The sequence below is a fragment of the Nocardioides sp. Root682 genome (assembly GCF_001427795.1).
Classification (GTDB): Bacteria; Actinomycetota; Actinomycetes; order Propionibacteriales; family Nocardioidaceae; genus Nocardioides.
Genome location: NZ_LMHJ01000001.1, coordinates 486,572 through 502,995, shown reverse-complemented (window position 1 = coordinate 502,995; position 16,424 = coordinate 486,572). Strand labels below are relative to the sequence as shown.

Annotated in this window: 15 protein-coding genes; 10 read left to right on the top strand and 5 right to left on the bottom strand. The window is 70.3% G+C overall.

The window, feature by feature from the left end; genetic code table 11:
• The first annotated feature begins 4 nt into the window (after positions 1–4).
• The 3 genes from ASD84_RS02430 (at position 5) to ASD84_RS02420 (ending at position 3,180) form a co-directional block, all read left to right on the top strand.
• Positions 5–607 carry a carboxymuconolactone decarboxylase family protein gene (locus tag ASD84_RS02430; protein ID WP_056706324.1) on the top strand — a complete coding sequence of 201 codons (603 nt, stop codon included), beginning with the start codon at positions 5–7 and terminating at the stop codon, positions 605–607.
• Positions 604–1,482: an RNA polymerase sigma-70 factor gene (locus tag ASD84_RS02425; RefSeq protein WP_056706321.1), complete on the top strand. Its 879-nt coding sequence runs from the start codon at positions 604–606 to the stop codon at positions 1,480–1,482. The genes ASD84_RS02430 and ASD84_RS02425 overlap by 4 nt, the downstream gene beginning before the upstream one ends.
• A 225-nt stretch (positions 1,483–1,707) precedes the next feature.
• The gene (locus ASD84_RS02420) at positions 1,708–3,180 is read left to right on the top strand and encodes an MDR family MFS transporter (protein ID WP_056706320.1); all 1,473 of its coding nucleotides are present in this window, start codon (positions 1,708–1,710) and stop codon (positions 3,178–3,180) included.
• Between the two features lie 6 nt (positions 3,181–3,186).
• Here the strand turns inward: ASD84_RS02420 and ASD84_RS02415 are convergent, their stop codons facing one another.
• Positions 3,187–4,284, bottom strand: coding sequence for an alpha/beta hydrolase (locus ASD84_RS02415; RefSeq protein WP_235530944.1), 1,098 nt, complete (start codon positions 4,282–4,284; stop codon positions 3,187–3,189).
• A 97-nt stretch (positions 4,285–4,381) separates the two neighbouring features.
• Positions 4,382–5,005 carry a TetR family transcriptional regulator gene (locus ASD84_RS02410; RefSeq protein ID WP_056706317.1) on the bottom strand — a complete coding sequence of 208 codons (624 nt, stop codon included), beginning with the start codon at positions 5,003–5,005 and terminating at the stop codon, positions 4,382–4,384.
• 127 nt (positions 5,006–5,132) lie between these two features.
• Between ASD84_RS02410 and ASD84_RS02405 the strand changes: the two genes are divergently transcribed.
• From ASD84_RS02405 to ASD84_RS02395, 3 genes are read left to right on the top strand one after another with little or no spacing between them, the layout of a single operon-like run.
• Positions 5,133–6,305 (top strand): flavin reductase family protein, encoded by a 1,173-nt coding sequence (locus ASD84_RS02405; protein ID WP_082573111.1) that lies wholly within the window; start codon positions 5,133–5,135, stop codon positions 6,303–6,305.
• 48 nt (positions 6,306–6,353) lie between these two features.
• A complete protein-coding gene (locus ASD84_RS02400; protein WP_056706315.1) occupies positions 6,354–7,517 on the top strand; it encodes a fatty acid desaturase family protein in 1,164 nt (387 codons plus the stop codon).
• A 24-nt stretch (positions 7,518–7,541) separates the two neighbouring features.
• The gene (locus ASD84_RS02395) at positions 7,542–7,793 is read left to right on the top strand and encodes a hypothetical protein (protein ID WP_056706313.1); all 252 of its coding nucleotides are present in this window, start codon (positions 7,542–7,544) and stop codon (positions 7,791–7,793) included.
• On the opposite strand, the gene ptsP is transcribed toward ASD84_RS02395, so the two are convergent.
• Positions 7,790–9,478 carry a phosphoenolpyruvate--protein phosphotransferase gene (gene ptsP, locus ASD84_RS02390; RefSeq protein ID WP_056706311.1) on the bottom strand — a complete coding sequence of 563 codons (1,689 nt, stop codon included), beginning with the start codon at positions 9,476–9,478 and terminating at the stop codon, positions 7,790–7,792. The two genes, ASD84_RS02395 and ptsP, sit on opposite strands and share 4 nt — an antisense overlap.
• Before the next feature lie 87 nt (positions 9,479–9,565).
• On the opposite strand from ptsP, the gene ASD84_RS02385 reads away from it, so the two are divergent.
• Genes ASD84_RS02385 through ASD84_RS02370 form a run of 4 tightly spaced genes read left to right on the top strand, consistent with a single transcriptional unit; the run spans position 9,566 to position 13,676 of the window.
• Entirely contained in the window at positions 9,566–10,333 is a 768-nt protein-coding gene (locus tag ASD84_RS02385; RefSeq protein ID WP_056706310.1) for a DeoR/GlpR family DNA-binding transcription regulator, read from the top strand.
• Entirely contained in the window at positions 10,330–11,319 is a 990-nt protein-coding gene (locus tag ASD84_RS02380; protein ID WP_056706307.1) for a 1-phosphofructokinase family hexose kinase, read from the top strand. The genes ASD84_RS02385 and ASD84_RS02380 overlap by 4 nt, the downstream gene beginning before the upstream one ends.
• On the top strand, positions 11,307–13,385 hold the full coding sequence (locus ASD84_RS02375; RefSeq protein ID WP_056706305.1) for a fructose-specific PTS transporter subunit EIIC: 2,079 nt from the start codon (positions 11,307–11,309) through the stop codon (positions 13,383–13,385). The genes ASD84_RS02380 and ASD84_RS02375 overlap by 13 nt, the downstream gene beginning before the upstream one ends.
• A gap of 30 nt (positions 13,386–13,415) precedes the next feature.
• Positions 13,416–13,676 (top strand): HPr family phosphocarrier protein, encoded by a 261-nt coding sequence (locus tag ASD84_RS02370; RefSeq protein ID WP_056706303.1) that lies wholly within the window; start codon positions 13,416–13,418, stop codon positions 13,674–13,676.
• 42 nt (positions 13,677–13,718) lie between these two features.
• On the opposite strand, the gene ASD84_RS02365 is transcribed toward ASD84_RS02370, so the two are convergent.
• Positions 13,719–15,326 (bottom strand): hypothetical protein, encoded by a 1,608-nt coding sequence (locus ASD84_RS02365; protein WP_056706302.1) that lies wholly within the window; start codon positions 15,324–15,326, stop codon positions 13,719–13,721.
• Positions 15,326–16,414: a hypothetical protein gene (locus ASD84_RS02360; RefSeq protein ID WP_056706300.1), complete on the bottom strand. Its 1,089-nt coding sequence runs from the start codon at positions 16,412–16,414 to the stop codon at positions 15,326–15,328. Before ASD84_RS02360 ends, ASD84_RS02365 begins: the two co-directional genes overlap by 1 nt.
• Positions 16,415–16,424 lie beyond the last annotated feature (10 nt).

Below are 16,424 nucleotides of genomic sequence, written 5' to 3'. Positions count from 1 at the left end.
AGACATGACCAGCACGACGCGCGTCCCGGCCATCCCGATCGATGGTGTCTACGGGGCCATGGTGAAGACGTTCAGCAAGAAGATGTTCGGCAAGGTGCCGGAGTCCCTCGGGGTGCTGTGGCACCACAAGCCGGCCCTCAAGGCCACGATGGGCCTCGGGCAGAAGTCACGCAAGTGGAACGAGTGCGACCACGACCTCAAGTCGTTCGCGCACATGGCGGTCGCCGCGCAGATCGGCTGCAGCTTCTGCCTCGACCTCGGCTACTTCCAGGCCCACAACGAGGGCCTCGACCTGGACAAGGCACGTGAGGTGCCGCTCTGGCGCACCTCGGACGCGTTCACTCCGCTGGAGCGCGACGTCCTGGAGTACGCCGAGGCCATGACGGCCACGCCGCCCACCGTCACCGACGAGCTTTCGGCGCGCCTGCTCGCGGCCCTCGGTGCCCCGGGTCTGGTCGAGCTGACGTCGTACGTCGGGATGGCGAACCTGATGGCGCGCGGCAACGTCGCGCTCGGCATCGAGTCGGAGGGACTCGCCGCGTCGTGCGGCCTGCGCCCGATGGCTGTGCTGGCTGAGCCCACCGGCGTCGTACCCTCGAGCCTGTGAGCGAGGACCCCTTCGTCCGGCACCGCAACCTGCTGTTCACCGTCGCCTACGAGATGCTCGGCTCGGCGGCCGACGCGGAGGACGTGGTGCAGGAGACGTGGCTGCGCTGGGACGGCGTCGACCAGGCCACGGTGCAGGACGCACGGGCCTACCTCGTGCGGATCGTCACCAGGCAGGCGCTCAACCGGCTGCGCACGATGGCGCGCCGCCGCGAGGAGTACGTCGGCGAGTGGCTGCCCGAGCCGTTGTTGACCGCGCCCGACGTGGCCGAGGACATCGAGCTCGCGGAGAGCGTGTCGATGGCGATGATGACCGTGCTGGAGACCCTCGGGCCGACCGAACGGGCGGTCTTCGTGCTGCGCGAGGTCTTCGACACGCCGTACGACGAGATCGCGGAGGCCGTGGGCAAGACCCAGGCCACGGTGCGGCAGATCGCGTTGCGTGCCCGCAAGCACGTCGAGGCGCGACGACCCCGGGTCGCCGTCGACCGGACCCAGCAACGTGAGGTGGTCGAGCGGTTCCTCGCAGCCGTCCAGACCGGCGACGTCCAGGGACTGCTCGACGTCCTGGCGCCGGACGTGGTGATGAAGGCCGACGGTGGCGGCATCGCCCAGGCGATCCGCAAGCCGCTCCGCGGCGCCGACCCGGTGGCCCGGTTGCTGTCGAACTTCGCCCTCTTCGCCCCCGGCGGCGTGGTCGAGATGGTCTGGCTCAACGGCGCGCCGGCGGTCCGGATCGAGGTCCAGGGCGAGCTCACCGCGGTCAGCCTGGTGGTCGACGAAGGTCGCATCACCCGGATCCTCGCGATGCGCAATCCGCACAAATTGACCGGTCTCGTGGGGGAAACGGCGCTCAGCCGGGACGTCACCTCCTGAAATTCCGTGCAGGTTTTATTCGTTGGCGGGAATCTCCCGGACTGCGGGAGCATTGACGCCGACAGGGTTTCGTCGAAGTCCGATGAGTTTTCTTCGTTCCCGCTGTCGAATCAGTGACGGTCCGTTCGTGGAAGTAGTGAGCGACGGGCCCACCGAGCATCGAGCTTCACCAGATGGCGGCCGGCCACCGCTGGCCCAGCCACCACCAACCGATAGGACCTCCCCATGACTGCGCCCATCGAGACCGGCGAGATCGCCGAGTTCGAGGAGGAGTTCACGAGCTCGGCGACCCCGGGCCGGACTCCGCTGGTGATCAAGCTCCTCGTCGCGGCGACGTTCGTCGTGATCCTCAACGAGACCACCCTGGTCAACGCCGTCCCGCGGCTGATGACCGACTTCAACATCTCCGAGACCACCGCCCAGTGGTCGCTGACGGTCTTCATGCTCACGATGGCGGCCGTCATCCCGATCACCGGCTGGTTCCTCCAGCGCGTGACCACACGGTCGGCGTACGCCACGGCGATGATCACGTTCAGCATCGGCACGCTCATCGCTGCCGTCGCCCCGACCTTCGAGTTCCTGCTCGTCGGCCGCGTCGTCCAGGCCGGCGGTACGGCGGTCATGATGCCGTTGCTGATGACCACCCTGATGACGGTCGTCGCCGCCGAGGACCGGGGCCGCGTGATGGGCCAGGTCACCCTGGCGATGTCCGTCGCCCCGGCGCTCGGTCCGACGGTGTCCGGTGTGCTCCTGCACTTCGGTTCCTGGCGACTGATCTTCGTCGTCGTGCTCCCGATCGCGCTGCTCGTCGGATTCTTCGGGTTCCGGGCGCTGGAGAACGTCGGGGAGACGACCCGCAGCCCCGTCAGCTGGTTCAGCGTCGTGCTCGCTGGCAGTGGCTTCAGCACCTTCGTCTACGGCCTCAGCAAGGTCGGCAACGCAGAGTGGCCGGTGCCGACCGCACTCATCGGAGGCGGCGTGGTGCTGATCGCGGCGTTCGCCGTCTACCAGCTGTTCCTCCAGCGGTCCGACCGTCCCTTGATGGACCTCCGCACGCTGAAGCACCGCAACTTCACCGTCTCGCTGGTCCTCATGTCGGCCGGCTTCATGGCCTTCCTGGGCTCGATGCTCCTGCTCCCGCTCTACCTGCAGAACCTGCGCGGCCTGACCGAGCTCCAGACCGGCCTGCTGGTCATGCCCGGTGGCCTCGCGATGGGTCTGCTCGGCCCGCGGGTCGGCAAGATCTACGACCGGATCGGTTCGCGCCCGCTCGTGATCCCCGGCTCGATCGCGATGGTCGCGCTGATGTTCGGCCTGAGCCGGATCGGTGCGGAGACGCCGTACGCCGTGATCCTGGCGGTGCACGTGGCGCTGATGGCCAGCCTGGCCATGATCTTCACGCCGGTCTTCACCATCGGCCTGGGAGACCTCGCGCCGCACCTGTACTCGCACGGCAGCTCGCTGCTCGGCACCCTGCAGCAGGTGTCCGGCGCGATCGGCACCGCGATGCTGGTCGTGATCATGACCAACCGGAGCGACAGCCTCGCCGACTCGGGCCACACCGCGGGTGAGGCCTTCATGGGCGGCCTGCAGTGGGCGTTCGCGGCGGGTGCCGTGATCGGTATCGTCGTCGTGGCGATGGCGCTGCTGCTGCCCTCCAAGGTCGAGGCGCCCGAAGGGGCCCCCGCCGGTCACTGACCAGCGTCAGACGAGCAGGTCCTCAGCCACCTCGGCCAGGAAGTCGTCCATCGCTGTCCAGCTCAGCTGGGCGGCACGTGGGCCGGCGACCAGGCCGAGGTGGCTGAGTCCGTCCGCGGCGGCGTAGCGCGCTCCGGGGACGACGTCGGCGCCCGCGCGCACGGCGGGTCCGTTGGCGATGTTGTCGGTCTCGCTGCCCACGAACAGCACCGGCGCCTTGATGGCGTCGAGCCGGACCTCGCGGTCGCGGCTCAGGTGGACGACCCCCGAGCTGAGCTCGTTGCGCACCATCAGCCGGGTGTGGATCTGGTGGTAGGCGCGGCCGGGGTAGCCCGGCATCTCGCCGATGAAGTCGTCGATCGCGATGGTGCGCGCCAGGGCCTCGGTGTCGAGGATGTTGCGCGCCAGGTGCATGGCCTTGGTCAGCTCGCGCCGCGGTGCCATCGCCCGATAGCTGGCGCGGACCAGGTGGCGGGGCACCCCACCGAGCAGGGCCGTCGGCGCCACCATGGCGCGGCTTCCGAGCAGCCGGTCGGCGGTGATCAGCGGCTGCACGGCCGGGATCTTGCGGTAGTCGACGGGGGTGCCGAACGCGGTCAACGACGCGATCGGGAGGTCCGGGTGTGCCGCGGCGGTGAGGAGGCCGAGGGTGCCGCCGAGCGACCACCCGACCAGGTCGACACCGCTGGCGGTGTCGACCCCGTCGGCAGCGTGGTCGGCGAGCACGGCGTGGATCGCGGTCGGGAGGATGTCGTCGATCCAGGTCTCGAAGCCCATGGCCCGGTCCGCGAACCCGATCGAGCCGTAGTCGATGAGGTACGTCGCCCGGCCGGCCTCGAGCAGGTGGGCAGCCAGGCTCTGGCCGGCGCGCAGGTCGAAGCAGCGCGCGGACACGGCCAGGGGTGGCACCAGCAGCACAGGACGGGGTGCGGTGGCCGGCGTCGTGCGGTCGAACCGGGTGAGCCGTCGGTGCGGCTCGTCACGGAGCACGCTGGCCGGCAGGCCGTCGTACTGCTCCACGCCGTCGCCCAAGGGGGAGATCGCCCAGGCGTTGCGGGCGGCAGTGTTGAGAGTGGTCGTCAAGGTCGCGGCGGCAGGTGACACCGCGCCATCGTGACGGGCGTGGCGCCCCACGTCCATCGAACGTGACGAGCGTGACGGGCAGGACGGGCAGGACGGGCAGGCAGGGCAGGGGCGGGGGTCAGGGTGTCGAGCGCCAGTGCTTGGCGCCGATCACCATCATCCGCAGCTGGGCCCGGGTGCTGGCAGCGACCCGGCCCTCGGCGGTTGACCCGGCTGCGGCCGTGAGCAGGCGTTCGACGGTGGTGACCATCGCGCCGACGATCAGCGAGGAGAGGGTCTGGCGGTCCTCGTCGGACCACTTGTCCGTGCCGGGCAGGTACGCCAGGTCGGTGGAGAGCTCGCGCTCGGCCAGCCCGATGCCGCGGGCGATCGCCTCGCGTACCGCGGGGGGACCGGCGAACCGTTCGCGTGCGATGAAGGCGAACTGGGCCTGGTGCTGGCGGACCTGCTCCACGAGCACGGTGACCGATCCGTCGATGATGGTGCGGGCGTCCTGCCCGGCGCTGCTCCGCAGCTCGCGCAGCAGCGTGCGCAGGGTGTCGAGCGCCTCCTCCACGAGAGCCAGCCCGAGGTCGTCGATCGAGGCGAAGTGCCGGTAGAACGCGGTCGGGACGATGCCGACCTCCTTGGCCACCTGCCGCAGGGACAGGGCGACCAGGGTGGTGTCGGACGACAGAGCCAGGGCTGCGTCGAGGATGGCGCGTCGCGTCTTCTCCTTGCGCTCACCACGGGTCTCGGTCATGCCGCCATCCTAGCTTGAGTGAACATGTGTGCACTGTCACGCGTGTTGCGCGTTGACCACGGGCGGGGGACCGGTCAGAGTTTCGGTGTACAGACGTACACCCAAACCTTCCACCGAAGGAGGCGCGATGTCCGCGCTCATCTCCGAACCGGCGGCTCTCCCCACCCGCCCCGTCAGTGCCAGGCTGGCCGCTCCGCTCGGGCCCCTGCTGCGCTCGCGCCTCGTCGGCGCGCTGGCCAGCCCGCACGGTGTCGACCGCTACCTCGAACGCTTCCACCCGATGTGGGCCGCTCACGACGTCCGCGCCCGGATCGTCTCGATCCACCGCGAGACCGAGGGCGACGCGCCCGTCGCGACCCTGACCCTGCAGCCCACCTCCACGTGGCGCGGCCACCGCGCCGGACAGCACGTCCTGGTCGGTGTCGAGATCCCCGGCGTGGCCAAGCGGTACACCCGGGCCTTCTCGATCTCCTCGGCCGCCTCCGGCAAGGGCGAGTCGTTCACGCTCACCATTCGCGCCCACGACGAGGGCCAGGTGTCGTCGTACCTCGTTCGCGCGGCCGAGGCCGGCCAGGTCATCCACCTGAGCCAGGCGCAGGGCGAGTTCACCCTCGTCGAGAGCCCGGCCACGCCGACCATCAGCAGGTCGCTGTTCATCACCGGCGGTTCGGGCATCACCCCCGCGATGTCGATGATCCGCACCCTGCTCCGCGACGGGTACCAGCGCAACGGCGTGGCCCATGCCGGCCGCAAGGTGACCTTCCTGCACTTCGCCCGCAGCGCCGAGGACCAGATCTTCGCCGCCGAGCTGGCCGCGATCGCCGAGGCCGACAACGGCATCGACGTCCACCTCCGCTACGGCGACCAGGTGTTCAGCGAGTTCGAGCTGCGCCGCCTGGTGCCGGACTACAAGGAGACCGACACCTGGCTCTGTGGTCCTCCCGGACTCGTCGAGCTGGTCAAGGCGGCGTACGGCGACTCGACCCGGCTGCGGATGGAGTTCTTCAAGCCGGTCGTCGCCCGGGCTGCCCGCCCCGGCGAGGAGATCGAGGGCGACGTGGCCTTCACCCGCTCCGGCAAGACCGTCGCCGCGTCCGGCGCGAGCCTGCTCGAGCAGGCCGAGGAGCTCGGGCTCAAGCCCGAGTTCGGCTGCCGGATGGGCATCTGCTTCTCCTGCACGCGGACCAAGACCGCGGGCACCGTCCGCAACATCCTGACCGGCGAGGAGTCCGCTGTGCCGGACGAGGAGGTCCGCATCTGCGTGACCGCCGCCGCCGGTGACTGCCACATCGACCTCTGAGCTTCGAGGCTCGCTCCGCTCGCACCTCAACCACCGAAGGAGTTCCTGATGACTGACACGATTTCCGAGTCCACCGTGATCGCCGAGCGCGACGCGAACGAGAAGTACCACGGCCTGACCCACGCCGAGATCGACAGCCTCGGCGCCGAGCTCGACGCCCTGCGGCTGCGCACCATTGCCGATCTCGGCGAGCCCGATGCGGCGTACCTCCGCAAGGTCGTCAAGGCCCAGCGGAGCTTCGAGGTCGCCGGCCGCGCCCTGTTCTACCTGCCCCCGGCCTGGCCGCTGGCGGTCGCCTCCCTGAGCGTGTCGAAGATCCTCGACAACATGGAGATCGGCCACAACGTCATGCACGGGCAGTACGACTGGATGGGCGACCCTGCCTTCAACTCGCGCCAGTTCGACTGGGACACGATGGCACCGGCCGAGAACTGGAAGTACGGCCACAACTACATGCACCACACGTACACCAACATCGTGGGCAAGGACCGCGACGTGGGCTACGGGATCCTCCGCATGGACGAGGACCAGAAGTGGCGCCCCTACTACCTCGGCAACCCCGTCTACGCGTTCTTGCTGATGGTGTTCTTCGAGTGGGGCGTGATGCTCCACGACCTGGAGACCGAGGAGGTCTTCGCTGGTCGTCGCAAGATGTTCGGTGGCGAGAACGCGCCGGTCTGGCGTCGCATCCGCAAGAAGGTCAGCAAGCAGGTCCTCAAGGACTACGTGCTCTTCCCGGCCCTCACCGGCCCGTTCTTCCTGAGCACCCTGGCCGGGAACTTCGTGGCCAACATCATCCGGAACATCTGGACCTTCAACATCATCTTCTGCGGCCACTTCCCGGCGGGCGTCGCGACGTTCACCGAGGAGGAGACCGAGAACGAGACCCGCGGCCAGTGGTACCTGCGCCAGATGCTCGGCTCGGCCAACATCACCGGCAGCAAGCTGATGCACGTGATGAGCGGCAACCTGTCGCACCAGATCGAGCACCACCTGTTCCCCGACCTCCCGGCCCGCCGCTACCCGGAGCTGGCCGTCGAGGTCCAGGAGATCTGCGAGCGCTACGGCCTGCCCTACAACAAGGGCTCGCTGCCCAAGCAGCTCTTCAGCGTCTTCCGCAAGATCGTCCGCCTCTCCTTCCCCGGTGGTACGTCGAAGGCCGCTCCGGTCCGCGGAACGCAGGCAGTGACCGACGACTCGTTGGCGGCCTGAGGTTTCTCGGGAGACACTTGATCCATGAATGACGGACGCGACCAGCTCAGCAAGGCCGAGATCGCCAAGGACGCCGTGCAGTCAGGGGCCGAGGCCGCTGCGCACACGGTGGGCGAGGTGGCCACGATCCTGACCCGTGCCGTCGGTGAGGTCGCCAGCGCGGTGGGCGGATTCGCCACGGAGATCTTCGAGATCCGTGAGTCCTCCCGCCGGGCGATCGCGGAGCACGTCCCGGACGAGGCTCCGTCGACGACCGAGGTCGACCCGGAGGTCTAGGCCCCGGGGGCCCCTGGGGCAACGACAAGGCGCGCGGCCTCGCGTGCTGCGGAAGGATCCGCAGCCGCGAGCGCCGCGTCCGCCATTTTTCGGCACTGGGCCAGGGTGACCGTGGCGAGCTGTGCCCCGACGGGGCGGACGGCGGCGGCCGCCATCGACAGCGACGTGATCCCGAGACCCACCAGGACGCAGGCCAGCAGGGGATCGGCCGCGGCTTCCCCGCACACGCCGACGGGCTTCCCCGCGCGCTGCCCGGCCTGCGCGGTGAGGGCGACGAGCTGGAGGACCGCCGGCTGCCACGGGTCGGTCAGGTGGGCGAGGTCGCTGCACATCCGGTCCGCAGCCATCGTGTACTGGGTCAGGTCGTTGGTGCCGATCGAGAGGAAGTCGACCTCGGCGAGCATCCGGTCGGCCAGCAGGGCGGCGCTGGGGACTTCGATCATCACGCCGACCTCGAGACCACGGGACCGGACGGCTGTGGCGAACCCGCGCGCCTCCTCGACGGTGGCCACCATCGGAGCCATCACCCACGTCCGCGCACCGGTCTGCTCGGCTGCGGCCGCGACGGCGTCGAGCTGGCGATCGAGGAGTCCCTGGTCGGTGAACGACAAGCGGAGCCCGCGCACCCCCAGCGCGGGGTTCTCCTCGTCGCCGTGGGTTGCGAAGGCGATCGGCTTGTCGGACCCGGCATCAAGGGTGCGCACGACGACGTGCTGCCCGTCGCGGGCGAAGGGAGCGAGGACCTCGGCGTAGAGCACCGTCTGCTCCTCGACGCTCGGTTCGGTCTCGCGATCGAGGAAGCTCAGCTCGGTCCTGAAGAGGCCGACCCCGTCGACGGGACCGCGCGCGGCGGCGGTGGAGGACGCGGCGTCCGCGACGTTGGCGAGCAGCTTCACCTCGTGGCCGTCGGCCGTCCGGCACGGACCCTCCCACGCGGCGAGCGCGGCCCGGGAGGAGGCGTCGGCGGCGACTTTCGCGGATGAGGCCGCCGGGTCGGGATCGACCTCGATCGTGCCGGTGGCGCCGTCGACCAGCAGGTGGCGTCCGGCTGAGGCGGCGACGACGCCGGCGGCTCCCACGACGCACGGGATGCCCAGCTGGCGCGCGATGATCGCCGTGTGGCTCGTCGGGCCGCCGCGCTCGGTCACCAGCGCGATCACCACGGCCGGATCGAGTCCGGCGGTGTCGGCGGGGGCGAGATCGGTGGCCACGAGGATCGTCGGCACTGTCGGCATCGAGACACCGGGCTCGGGCTCGCCGACGAGACGGGCGATGATCCGGCTGCGGATGTCGCGCAGGTCGGTCACCCGCTCGGCCATGAGTCCGCCCATGCCGGTGAACACGGTCACGAACTGCTCGACGGCCCGGTCCACGGCGGTCAGCAGCGGTTCGCCGGCGCGCAGGTTCTTGCGGACCGCCGCACGCAGGCCCCGATCGGTGGCCAGGCCCGCGCTCGCGATCAGGACGCCCGAGGTCGCGCCGTCGACGGTGGTGGCCTTCTCGCGGAAGCCGTCGGCGACCACGGCTGCCGCGGCGTCGTAGGCGGCAAGGGCGGCCACGTCGTCGGCGTGGCCGCCGTCGCCGTACGCCCTGATCGCCTCGTCGGGGACGGCGGAGACGGTGACCTGCGTGGGTCCGTAGGCGAGCCCGGGAACGACGGGAGTGCCGTGCATCGTGGTGACCATGCTCACACGCTAGACCGAGGACCCCTTGACAAGCAACAGAAACGGGCATAAAACAACACAAACGCAGATCGTGAGAGAGGTCACACCATGTACGCCGAGGAACGCCAGCAGGCCGTCGTCCAGCAGGTCGTCGCCCAGGGCCGGATGTCGGTGGCGGAGATCGCCGCCCTCTTTGCCGTGACCACCGAGACGGTGCGGCGTGACCTCACCGCCCTCGAAGCGCTCGGCCTGGTGCGGCGGGTGCACGGCGGTGCTGTCCCGGCGTCGGCACTCACCACCCTCGAGCCGGCGCTGGGTGAGCGGGACGCGGCGAACGTCGAGGCCAAGGGCCGGATTGCGCGCGCTGCGCTCGAGCTGCTGCCTCCTGCCGGCGCGTCCATCCTCCTCGACGCTGGGAGTACGACGTCGCGACTGGCCGACGCGATTCCGGCCACGCACCGCCTGGTCGTCTTCACGCACAGCGTCTCGATCGCCGCACGGCTGGCGGGCAACGACCGGATCGAGCTGCACCTCCTGCCGGGCCGCGTGCGTCCGCACACCCACGCTGCGGTCGGCGCCACGACCGTCGCGGCCGTCGGCGTGCTCCGCGTCGACATGGCCTTCATGGGCGCCAACGGGGTCAGCGTCGGTCACGGGTTCTCGACGCCGGACAGCGAGGAGGCGGCGACCAAGCGCGCGTTCGTCCTGGCTGCCGATCGGGTCGTCGGCCTCGTCGACGCCACCAAGGTGGGCGTCGACAGCTCCGTGCGGTTCGCCGCGCTCGACGAGGTCGACGTCCTGGTCACGGACGCATCCATCCAGCGCGACGACCGCGCGGCGATCGCAGGGGCCGGCATCGAGGTCGTGGTCGCGTGATCGTCACCGTCACCCCCAATCCCAGCATCGACCGGACGGCCGTGCTCCCTGGTCCACTCGTGCGGGGCGGGGTCCACCGTGTCGCCGGGATCATCGACCAGCCGGGTGGCAAGGGAGTCAACATCTCGCGCGCCTGTGTCGCTGCCTCGGTGCCGACCTGCGCAGTCCTGCCCGCGGATGCGGACGGTCCCTTCGTGCGGGAGCTGGAGGCGTTCGGCGTCCCGTGCAGCCCCGTCCCGCCGGCGGGAGCGATGCGGGTGAACCTGACCCTCACCGAGCCCGATGGCACCACCACCAAGCTCAACACCGCCGGCGCACCCGTGTCGGCGAGCGACCTCGCGTCCCTCGCCGACCGGGTCATGGACCTGCCCGCGACCTGGGTCGTGCTGGCCGGCTCACTGCCGCCGGGGGCGCCGGCGGACTGGTACTCCGTCCTGGCCGCCCAGCTGCGTGCTGCGGGACGCCTGGTCGCCGTGGACACCAGCGATGCGGCGCTGGAGGCACTGGTGGCAGGCCTGACCGTCGCAGGGGCGCCGAGCCTGCTCAAGCCGAACGCGGAGGAGCTCGCTGCCGTGGCTGGGATCGACCCGGAGCTGCTGGAGAGCGACCCCGTCCGGGTCGCGCTGGCCGCCAGGGAGCTGGTCCGTCGCGGTGTCGGTGCCGTCTTGGCGACGCTGGGCGGTGCCGGTGCCGTCCTGGTCGACGGCACGGGTGCCTGGCACGCCGAGGCTCCGGCGATCCGCGTCGTGAGCACCGTGGGAGCAGGCGACAGCAGCCTGTTCGGCTACCTCCGAGCCGACCTGCGTGGCCTGTCGGCGCCCGAGCGCCTTGCCGAGGCCGTTGCCTATGGCAGTGCGGCGGCGGGCCTGCCCGGAACCACCGTCCCCACGCCTGCAGACCTCCGGACCGATGCGGTCCGGATCCAAGCGCTCGACCTGCCGTCGAGCACCACCTCCATCGAAGGAGCGCCGTCATGGCAGAGCTGATGACCGTCGGGCTGGTCAGCCTCGACAACGATCTCGGGAGCGACAAGGACGCCGTGATCGCGGCCCTCGCCGCGGTCGTCGCAACGGAGGGTCGTTCGACCGATGTCGACCTGCTGCGCGCCGATCTCCGCGCCCGCGAGGCGAAGTCTGCGACCGGCATGAAGGGCGGCATCGCCATCCCGCACTGTCGCTCGGCCTCGGTCACCGAGCCGACGCTGGCCTTCGCCCGACTGGCTCCCGGCGTCGACTTCGGCGCGAAGGACGGCCCGGCCGACCTGGTGTTCCTCATTGCGGCACCGGATGGCGGCGGCAACGCGCACCTCCAGATCCTCGCGAAGCTCGCTCGGTCGCTCGTGAAGGCTGAGTTCACCGACTCGCTCCGTGCCGCTGCGACTCCCGAGGACGTCCTGGCCATCGTCAGGGCGGCGGTGGCTCCGCCCGCCGACGATGCCGCGCAGGCGGGTGCCGCGCCGGTCGTGGAGCACGCCGCGCCCGCGAAGCGCCGTCTCGTCGCCGTCACCGCGTGCCCGACCGGCATCGCCCACACCTACATGGCGGCCGAGGCGCTCGAAGGCGCTGCGGACCGGGCCGGCGTCGAGATCGCCGTCGAGACCCAGGGATCAGCCGGAGCAAAGCCGTTGCCCCAGGCCACCATCGACGCTGCCGAAGCCGTGATCTTCGCGGCTGACGTCGGCGTCCGCGACCGGGGTCGCTTCGCCGGCAAGCCGCTGGTCTCCATGAGCGTGAAGGGGCCGATCGATGACGGGGACGCCGTCATCGCGGACGCACTGCGTGCCGCCACCGACCCTCGTGCAGCCCGCGTCGAAGGCGCTGCTGGCAGCGGTACGACGGACGCGTACGCGTCGACGACGGGCGAGTCGTGGGGCGGGCGGACCCGGCGCGTGCTGATGACCGGTGTGTCGTACATGATCCCGTTCGTGGCTGCCGGCGGCCTGCTGATCGCACTCGGCTTCCTCCTCGGCGGCTACGACAGCGCCAACGTCGCGGGCGACATCCTGGTCAACCACACGCTCCTCGACCCGCCGTCCCCGGCGTCGTACGGCCTCGACCACGTCGCCTTCGACTCGGGGGTCCTGCTCTACCTCGGCGTGCTGCTCTTCGTGATCGGCAAGGCGGCATTCGCCCTGTTCGTGCCGGCCTTCGCCGGCTACATCGCCTATGCGATCGCCGACCGGCCGGGCCTGGCGCCCGGCTTCATCATGGGAGCGCTGGCAACCAACCTCGTGGGCTTCGCGAGCGCGGACGAGTCGCCCATCGGGGCCGCGCAGACCGGATTCATCGGCGCGATCGTCGGCGGGGTGCTCGCCGGGGTCCTGGCTCTGTGGATCTCCAGGTGGAAGGTGCCGACCTGGGCACGTGGCCTGATGCCGGTGCTGGTCGTGCCCCTGGTGACGAGCATCGTTGCTGGCCTCGCCATGCTCGTGCTGCTCGGCCGTCCCATCACCTGGTTGATGGAGCAGCTCAACGACGGCCTCAACAGCATGGACGGCTCCAACGCCATCGTCCTCGGTGCGGTGCTCGGCATGATGATGGCGTTCGACATGGGCGGGCCGCTCAACAAGGTGGCCTACAGCTTCGCAGTGCTCGGTATCGGCGGCGCCAGCCTCGCCTCCGGTGCGCCGGAGCTGAAGATCATGGCTGCCGTGATGCTCGGCGGCATGGTGCCTCCGATCGCACTCGCGTTGGCTGCGTTCGTCCGGCCGGGTCTGTTCAGCCCCGCGGAGCGTGAGAACGGCAAGGCGGCGTGGCTGCTCGGCGCGTCCTTCATCACCGAGGGCGCGATCCCGTTCGCCGCAGCCGACCCGCTGCGCGTGATCCCGGCGATCGTGCTGGGGAGCGGCGTCACCGGCGGGCTCGCGGAGGCCTTCGACGTGAGCCTGCGCGCGCCCCACGGCGGCATCTTCGTCCTGTTCGCCGTTGACGGGGTGGTGGGCTTCCTGGTCGCCCTGGTTGCCGGCGTGCTGGTCGCGGCCGCTGCCGTCATCGCGCTCAAGTCGGTCGGCCGCCCGGTCGCGCAGACCGATTCCGAACTCGCTCCCGTCTGATTCGTCCACACCCACCCGAAAGGCAGTCCCATGCACACCATCACCGTGACCGTCGGTTCCGCCGTCGGCCTGCACGCCCGCCCGGCCGGCATCATCGCCGAGGCCGCCGAGGAACTCGGGTCCGAGGTGTTGATCGGGCTCCCGGGCGACGAGGCCGTGGATGCCAGTTCGGCCCTGCTGATCATGACCCTCGGCGCCGGCCACGGCGACCATGTCGAGGTGTCGGGCGAGGTCGAGTCCGACGTGGCGGCGGTTGCCGCTCTTGTCGAGCGAGATCTCGACGCTGAGTGAGGTCCCCGGTCCTGTCGGCCGGGACGCGACCGGTTCGGGCGGCTATTCAGCCTGGACGTCGGAGGAGGTCCCTGCCGGCGCGCTCGGCGGGGCCTGCAGGGCCGCTGCCCCGAGGATGAACGTCGAGAACGCCGTGCCGACGTTGCCGGCGTTGTCGGTCGCGGTCACGGTGAACACGTAGGTGTCGGCGGCATTGAAGCCTGCGCTCAGGATGACCGGTGTCCGGTGGAGCGCGAGGCCCACTGCGGCCATGGCCAGGTTGTTGCAGGCGACGATCCAGTCCGAGGGGTTGGCCCCGCTGCCGTCGTAGCACCTGCCGTCGGACTGACGCTTGAGCTGGTACGTGACGGTGGAGAGTCCGCTGGCCCCGTTCTCCAGGACGTTCGCGCACAGGCGGAGGCTGCTGCTCCCCAGGGTGCAGTCGACGTCCCCGAAGGTCGCGCCGGTCGTGCCGGGAGCCGGAACGAAGCCGTTGACCGTCGGGGCTGCGCCATCGACCGTCACGACGGCGTTGTTGACGGTGGTCGAGGACCGGCCCGCGTTGTCGGTGAAGAAGTAGTCGATCTCGTGCGTTCCCGGTGCGAGCGTCGGCAGTGTGAGCGGACCTGGTCCGGTGACCGTCGTGAATGCCCCCGCGTTCGAGTCGACGCGGTACGAGATCGAGGCGATCCCGTTGAGGTCGCTCGCAGTGAGCTGGACGTTGGTCCCGGTCGTCGTCATGGTCGGTGACAGCGAGCCGGTCGGGAGGGCGCTGTCGATGGCGCGCGTCGTGAAGGCCGTGGCGGTACCGCCGAGGCTGTTCGTCGCCGTCACCGTGAAGGTGTAGACGTCGTCCTCGGCGTAACTGGGGTTGAACAGGCGGTCCGTGGCGAAGGTGGGGCCTCCGGTCATGGCGATCGACGCACAGGCGGGAGTCGTCCAGTCACTCTCCGCTGCGCCGTTCCCGTCGTAGCAACGGCCGTCCGAGGCACGGGTGATCTGCACCGTGACCGAAGTGATCGAGCCCGCCGGGGTGGTGACGTTGGCGCAGACCCGGCGGTCGTTGTTCGTGGTGCACGAGATCGCCGCGAAGGTCGCTCCGAAGGCGCCATTGGTGGGGCGGATGTTCGTGATGACAGGCTGCGCGATCACGATCACGGTGACGGTCACGTTGGCGGGCGCCGAGGTGGCGGTCCAGGACCGGTACACCGCGGTGACCCGGTAGGAGTGGGCGCCGTTGGCGACCGAGGTGTCGGTGCATGAGGTGCTCGTGATCAGGCTGGTGGGGGAGCTGCCGCAGGCATTCGCGGTGTTCACTCCCGTGGTGCGCGTGACGTAGTAGCCCTGTGGGACAGGCGTTCCGGCCGAGGCGGTCCAGCCGACCTGGACGCTCGCCGTGGTGCCGACCTGCGTGGCGGTGACGTTCGTGGGCGCCGAGAGCGCGCCCACGCCGCCGGTGGCGGTGTCGGAGCCGGTGGCGCCGAAGTACGCGACGACGGTGCCGGCGAGGACCAGCAACACTGCCACCGAGACGGCGACGACACCGATCACCTCGATCCGGGCGTGCCGCAGTCCGTGGCGAGCGCGGGCGAGGTGGCGGGGCTGGGGGCGGCTGTTGCGTCGCTCGGCGGCCGGGCGCTTGCGGGACGAGGAGACGCGACGGGCGTTCATCACGCACCATCTCCCTTCGCGTTGAGGCGCAGATCGACCTGGACGCCCTTGCACATGTCCTGGTTGGCGGACGTGTTGAGCATCCGGATCGCGGGCCAGTTCGCTCGCGCGATGCCGAGGTCGGAGAGCTTGCGCGTGCTGTTCGGCGGTACGACGAAGGTCGCCGGGCCGCCGTACGCGAGGATCTCGAAGTTGCTGACCGCACAACCACCCGGCTGGGCGCTGGTGTCGGTGCCCTCGACGGTGACGCCGAGGTTCGACACGGTCATCGCCGCGTTGAAGGGGTTGGTGATCTCCACGTCGATCGCGCCGGCCGGTGCGCCGGGTGCGAGCTCACGGTCGGGCTCGCCGGAGATCGGGAAGTCCGGGTAGGTCTGCGGCAGCACGACCAGGTACGCCGAAGCGGTGGCCGAGGACAGCAGCGACTTGCCGGCGACGGTGATCAGGTAGGTGCCGGGGAGCACGTTGGTCGCGGTGCGGATCGTGATCGTCGCACTGTTCCCGAGCAGCGAGAGCGACGGACTCACGGTGGCCATGGCGTGCTGGGGGACGCCCGAGACGGTCAGGCCGATCGGCCCGGCCAGCAGTCCTCGGTTGATGCTGAGGGCGAAGGACGTCGTCTCGCCGTCGACCACGGTCCGCAACGGGGGAGCGAGGGTCATCGTGAAGCCGGTCGGGAGCGTCACGACGAGCTTGACGGTGACGGAGGTGGTGCTGGCGCCGTTGGTCGCGGTGATCTTGAGGAAGTACGTACCGACCGGAGTGGAGCCGGTCGTGAGGACCGAGATCACCGCAGGGAGGCCTGCGGGGACCAGGTTCGGGAGGATCGTGACGATCGAGGCGGACGGTGCGCCGGTGACCGACAGGTTGACCGGTCCCAGGAGCGATCCGGGTCCGCTGACGGCGACCGCGACGACCGCGTTGCCGCCGATCGCGACACCGACGGTGCTCTGGGTGGCGGTCAGGGTGAGTTCCGTGCCGACGGTGGTGGACGCCGTACGGAGGGGAGCGGATCCGACCGACGCGACCAGGAGGACAGCGAGCAGTGCGAGCAGGAGACGTGGTCTCCCGGTCCAGTGCTTCAACATGATGGCCTCT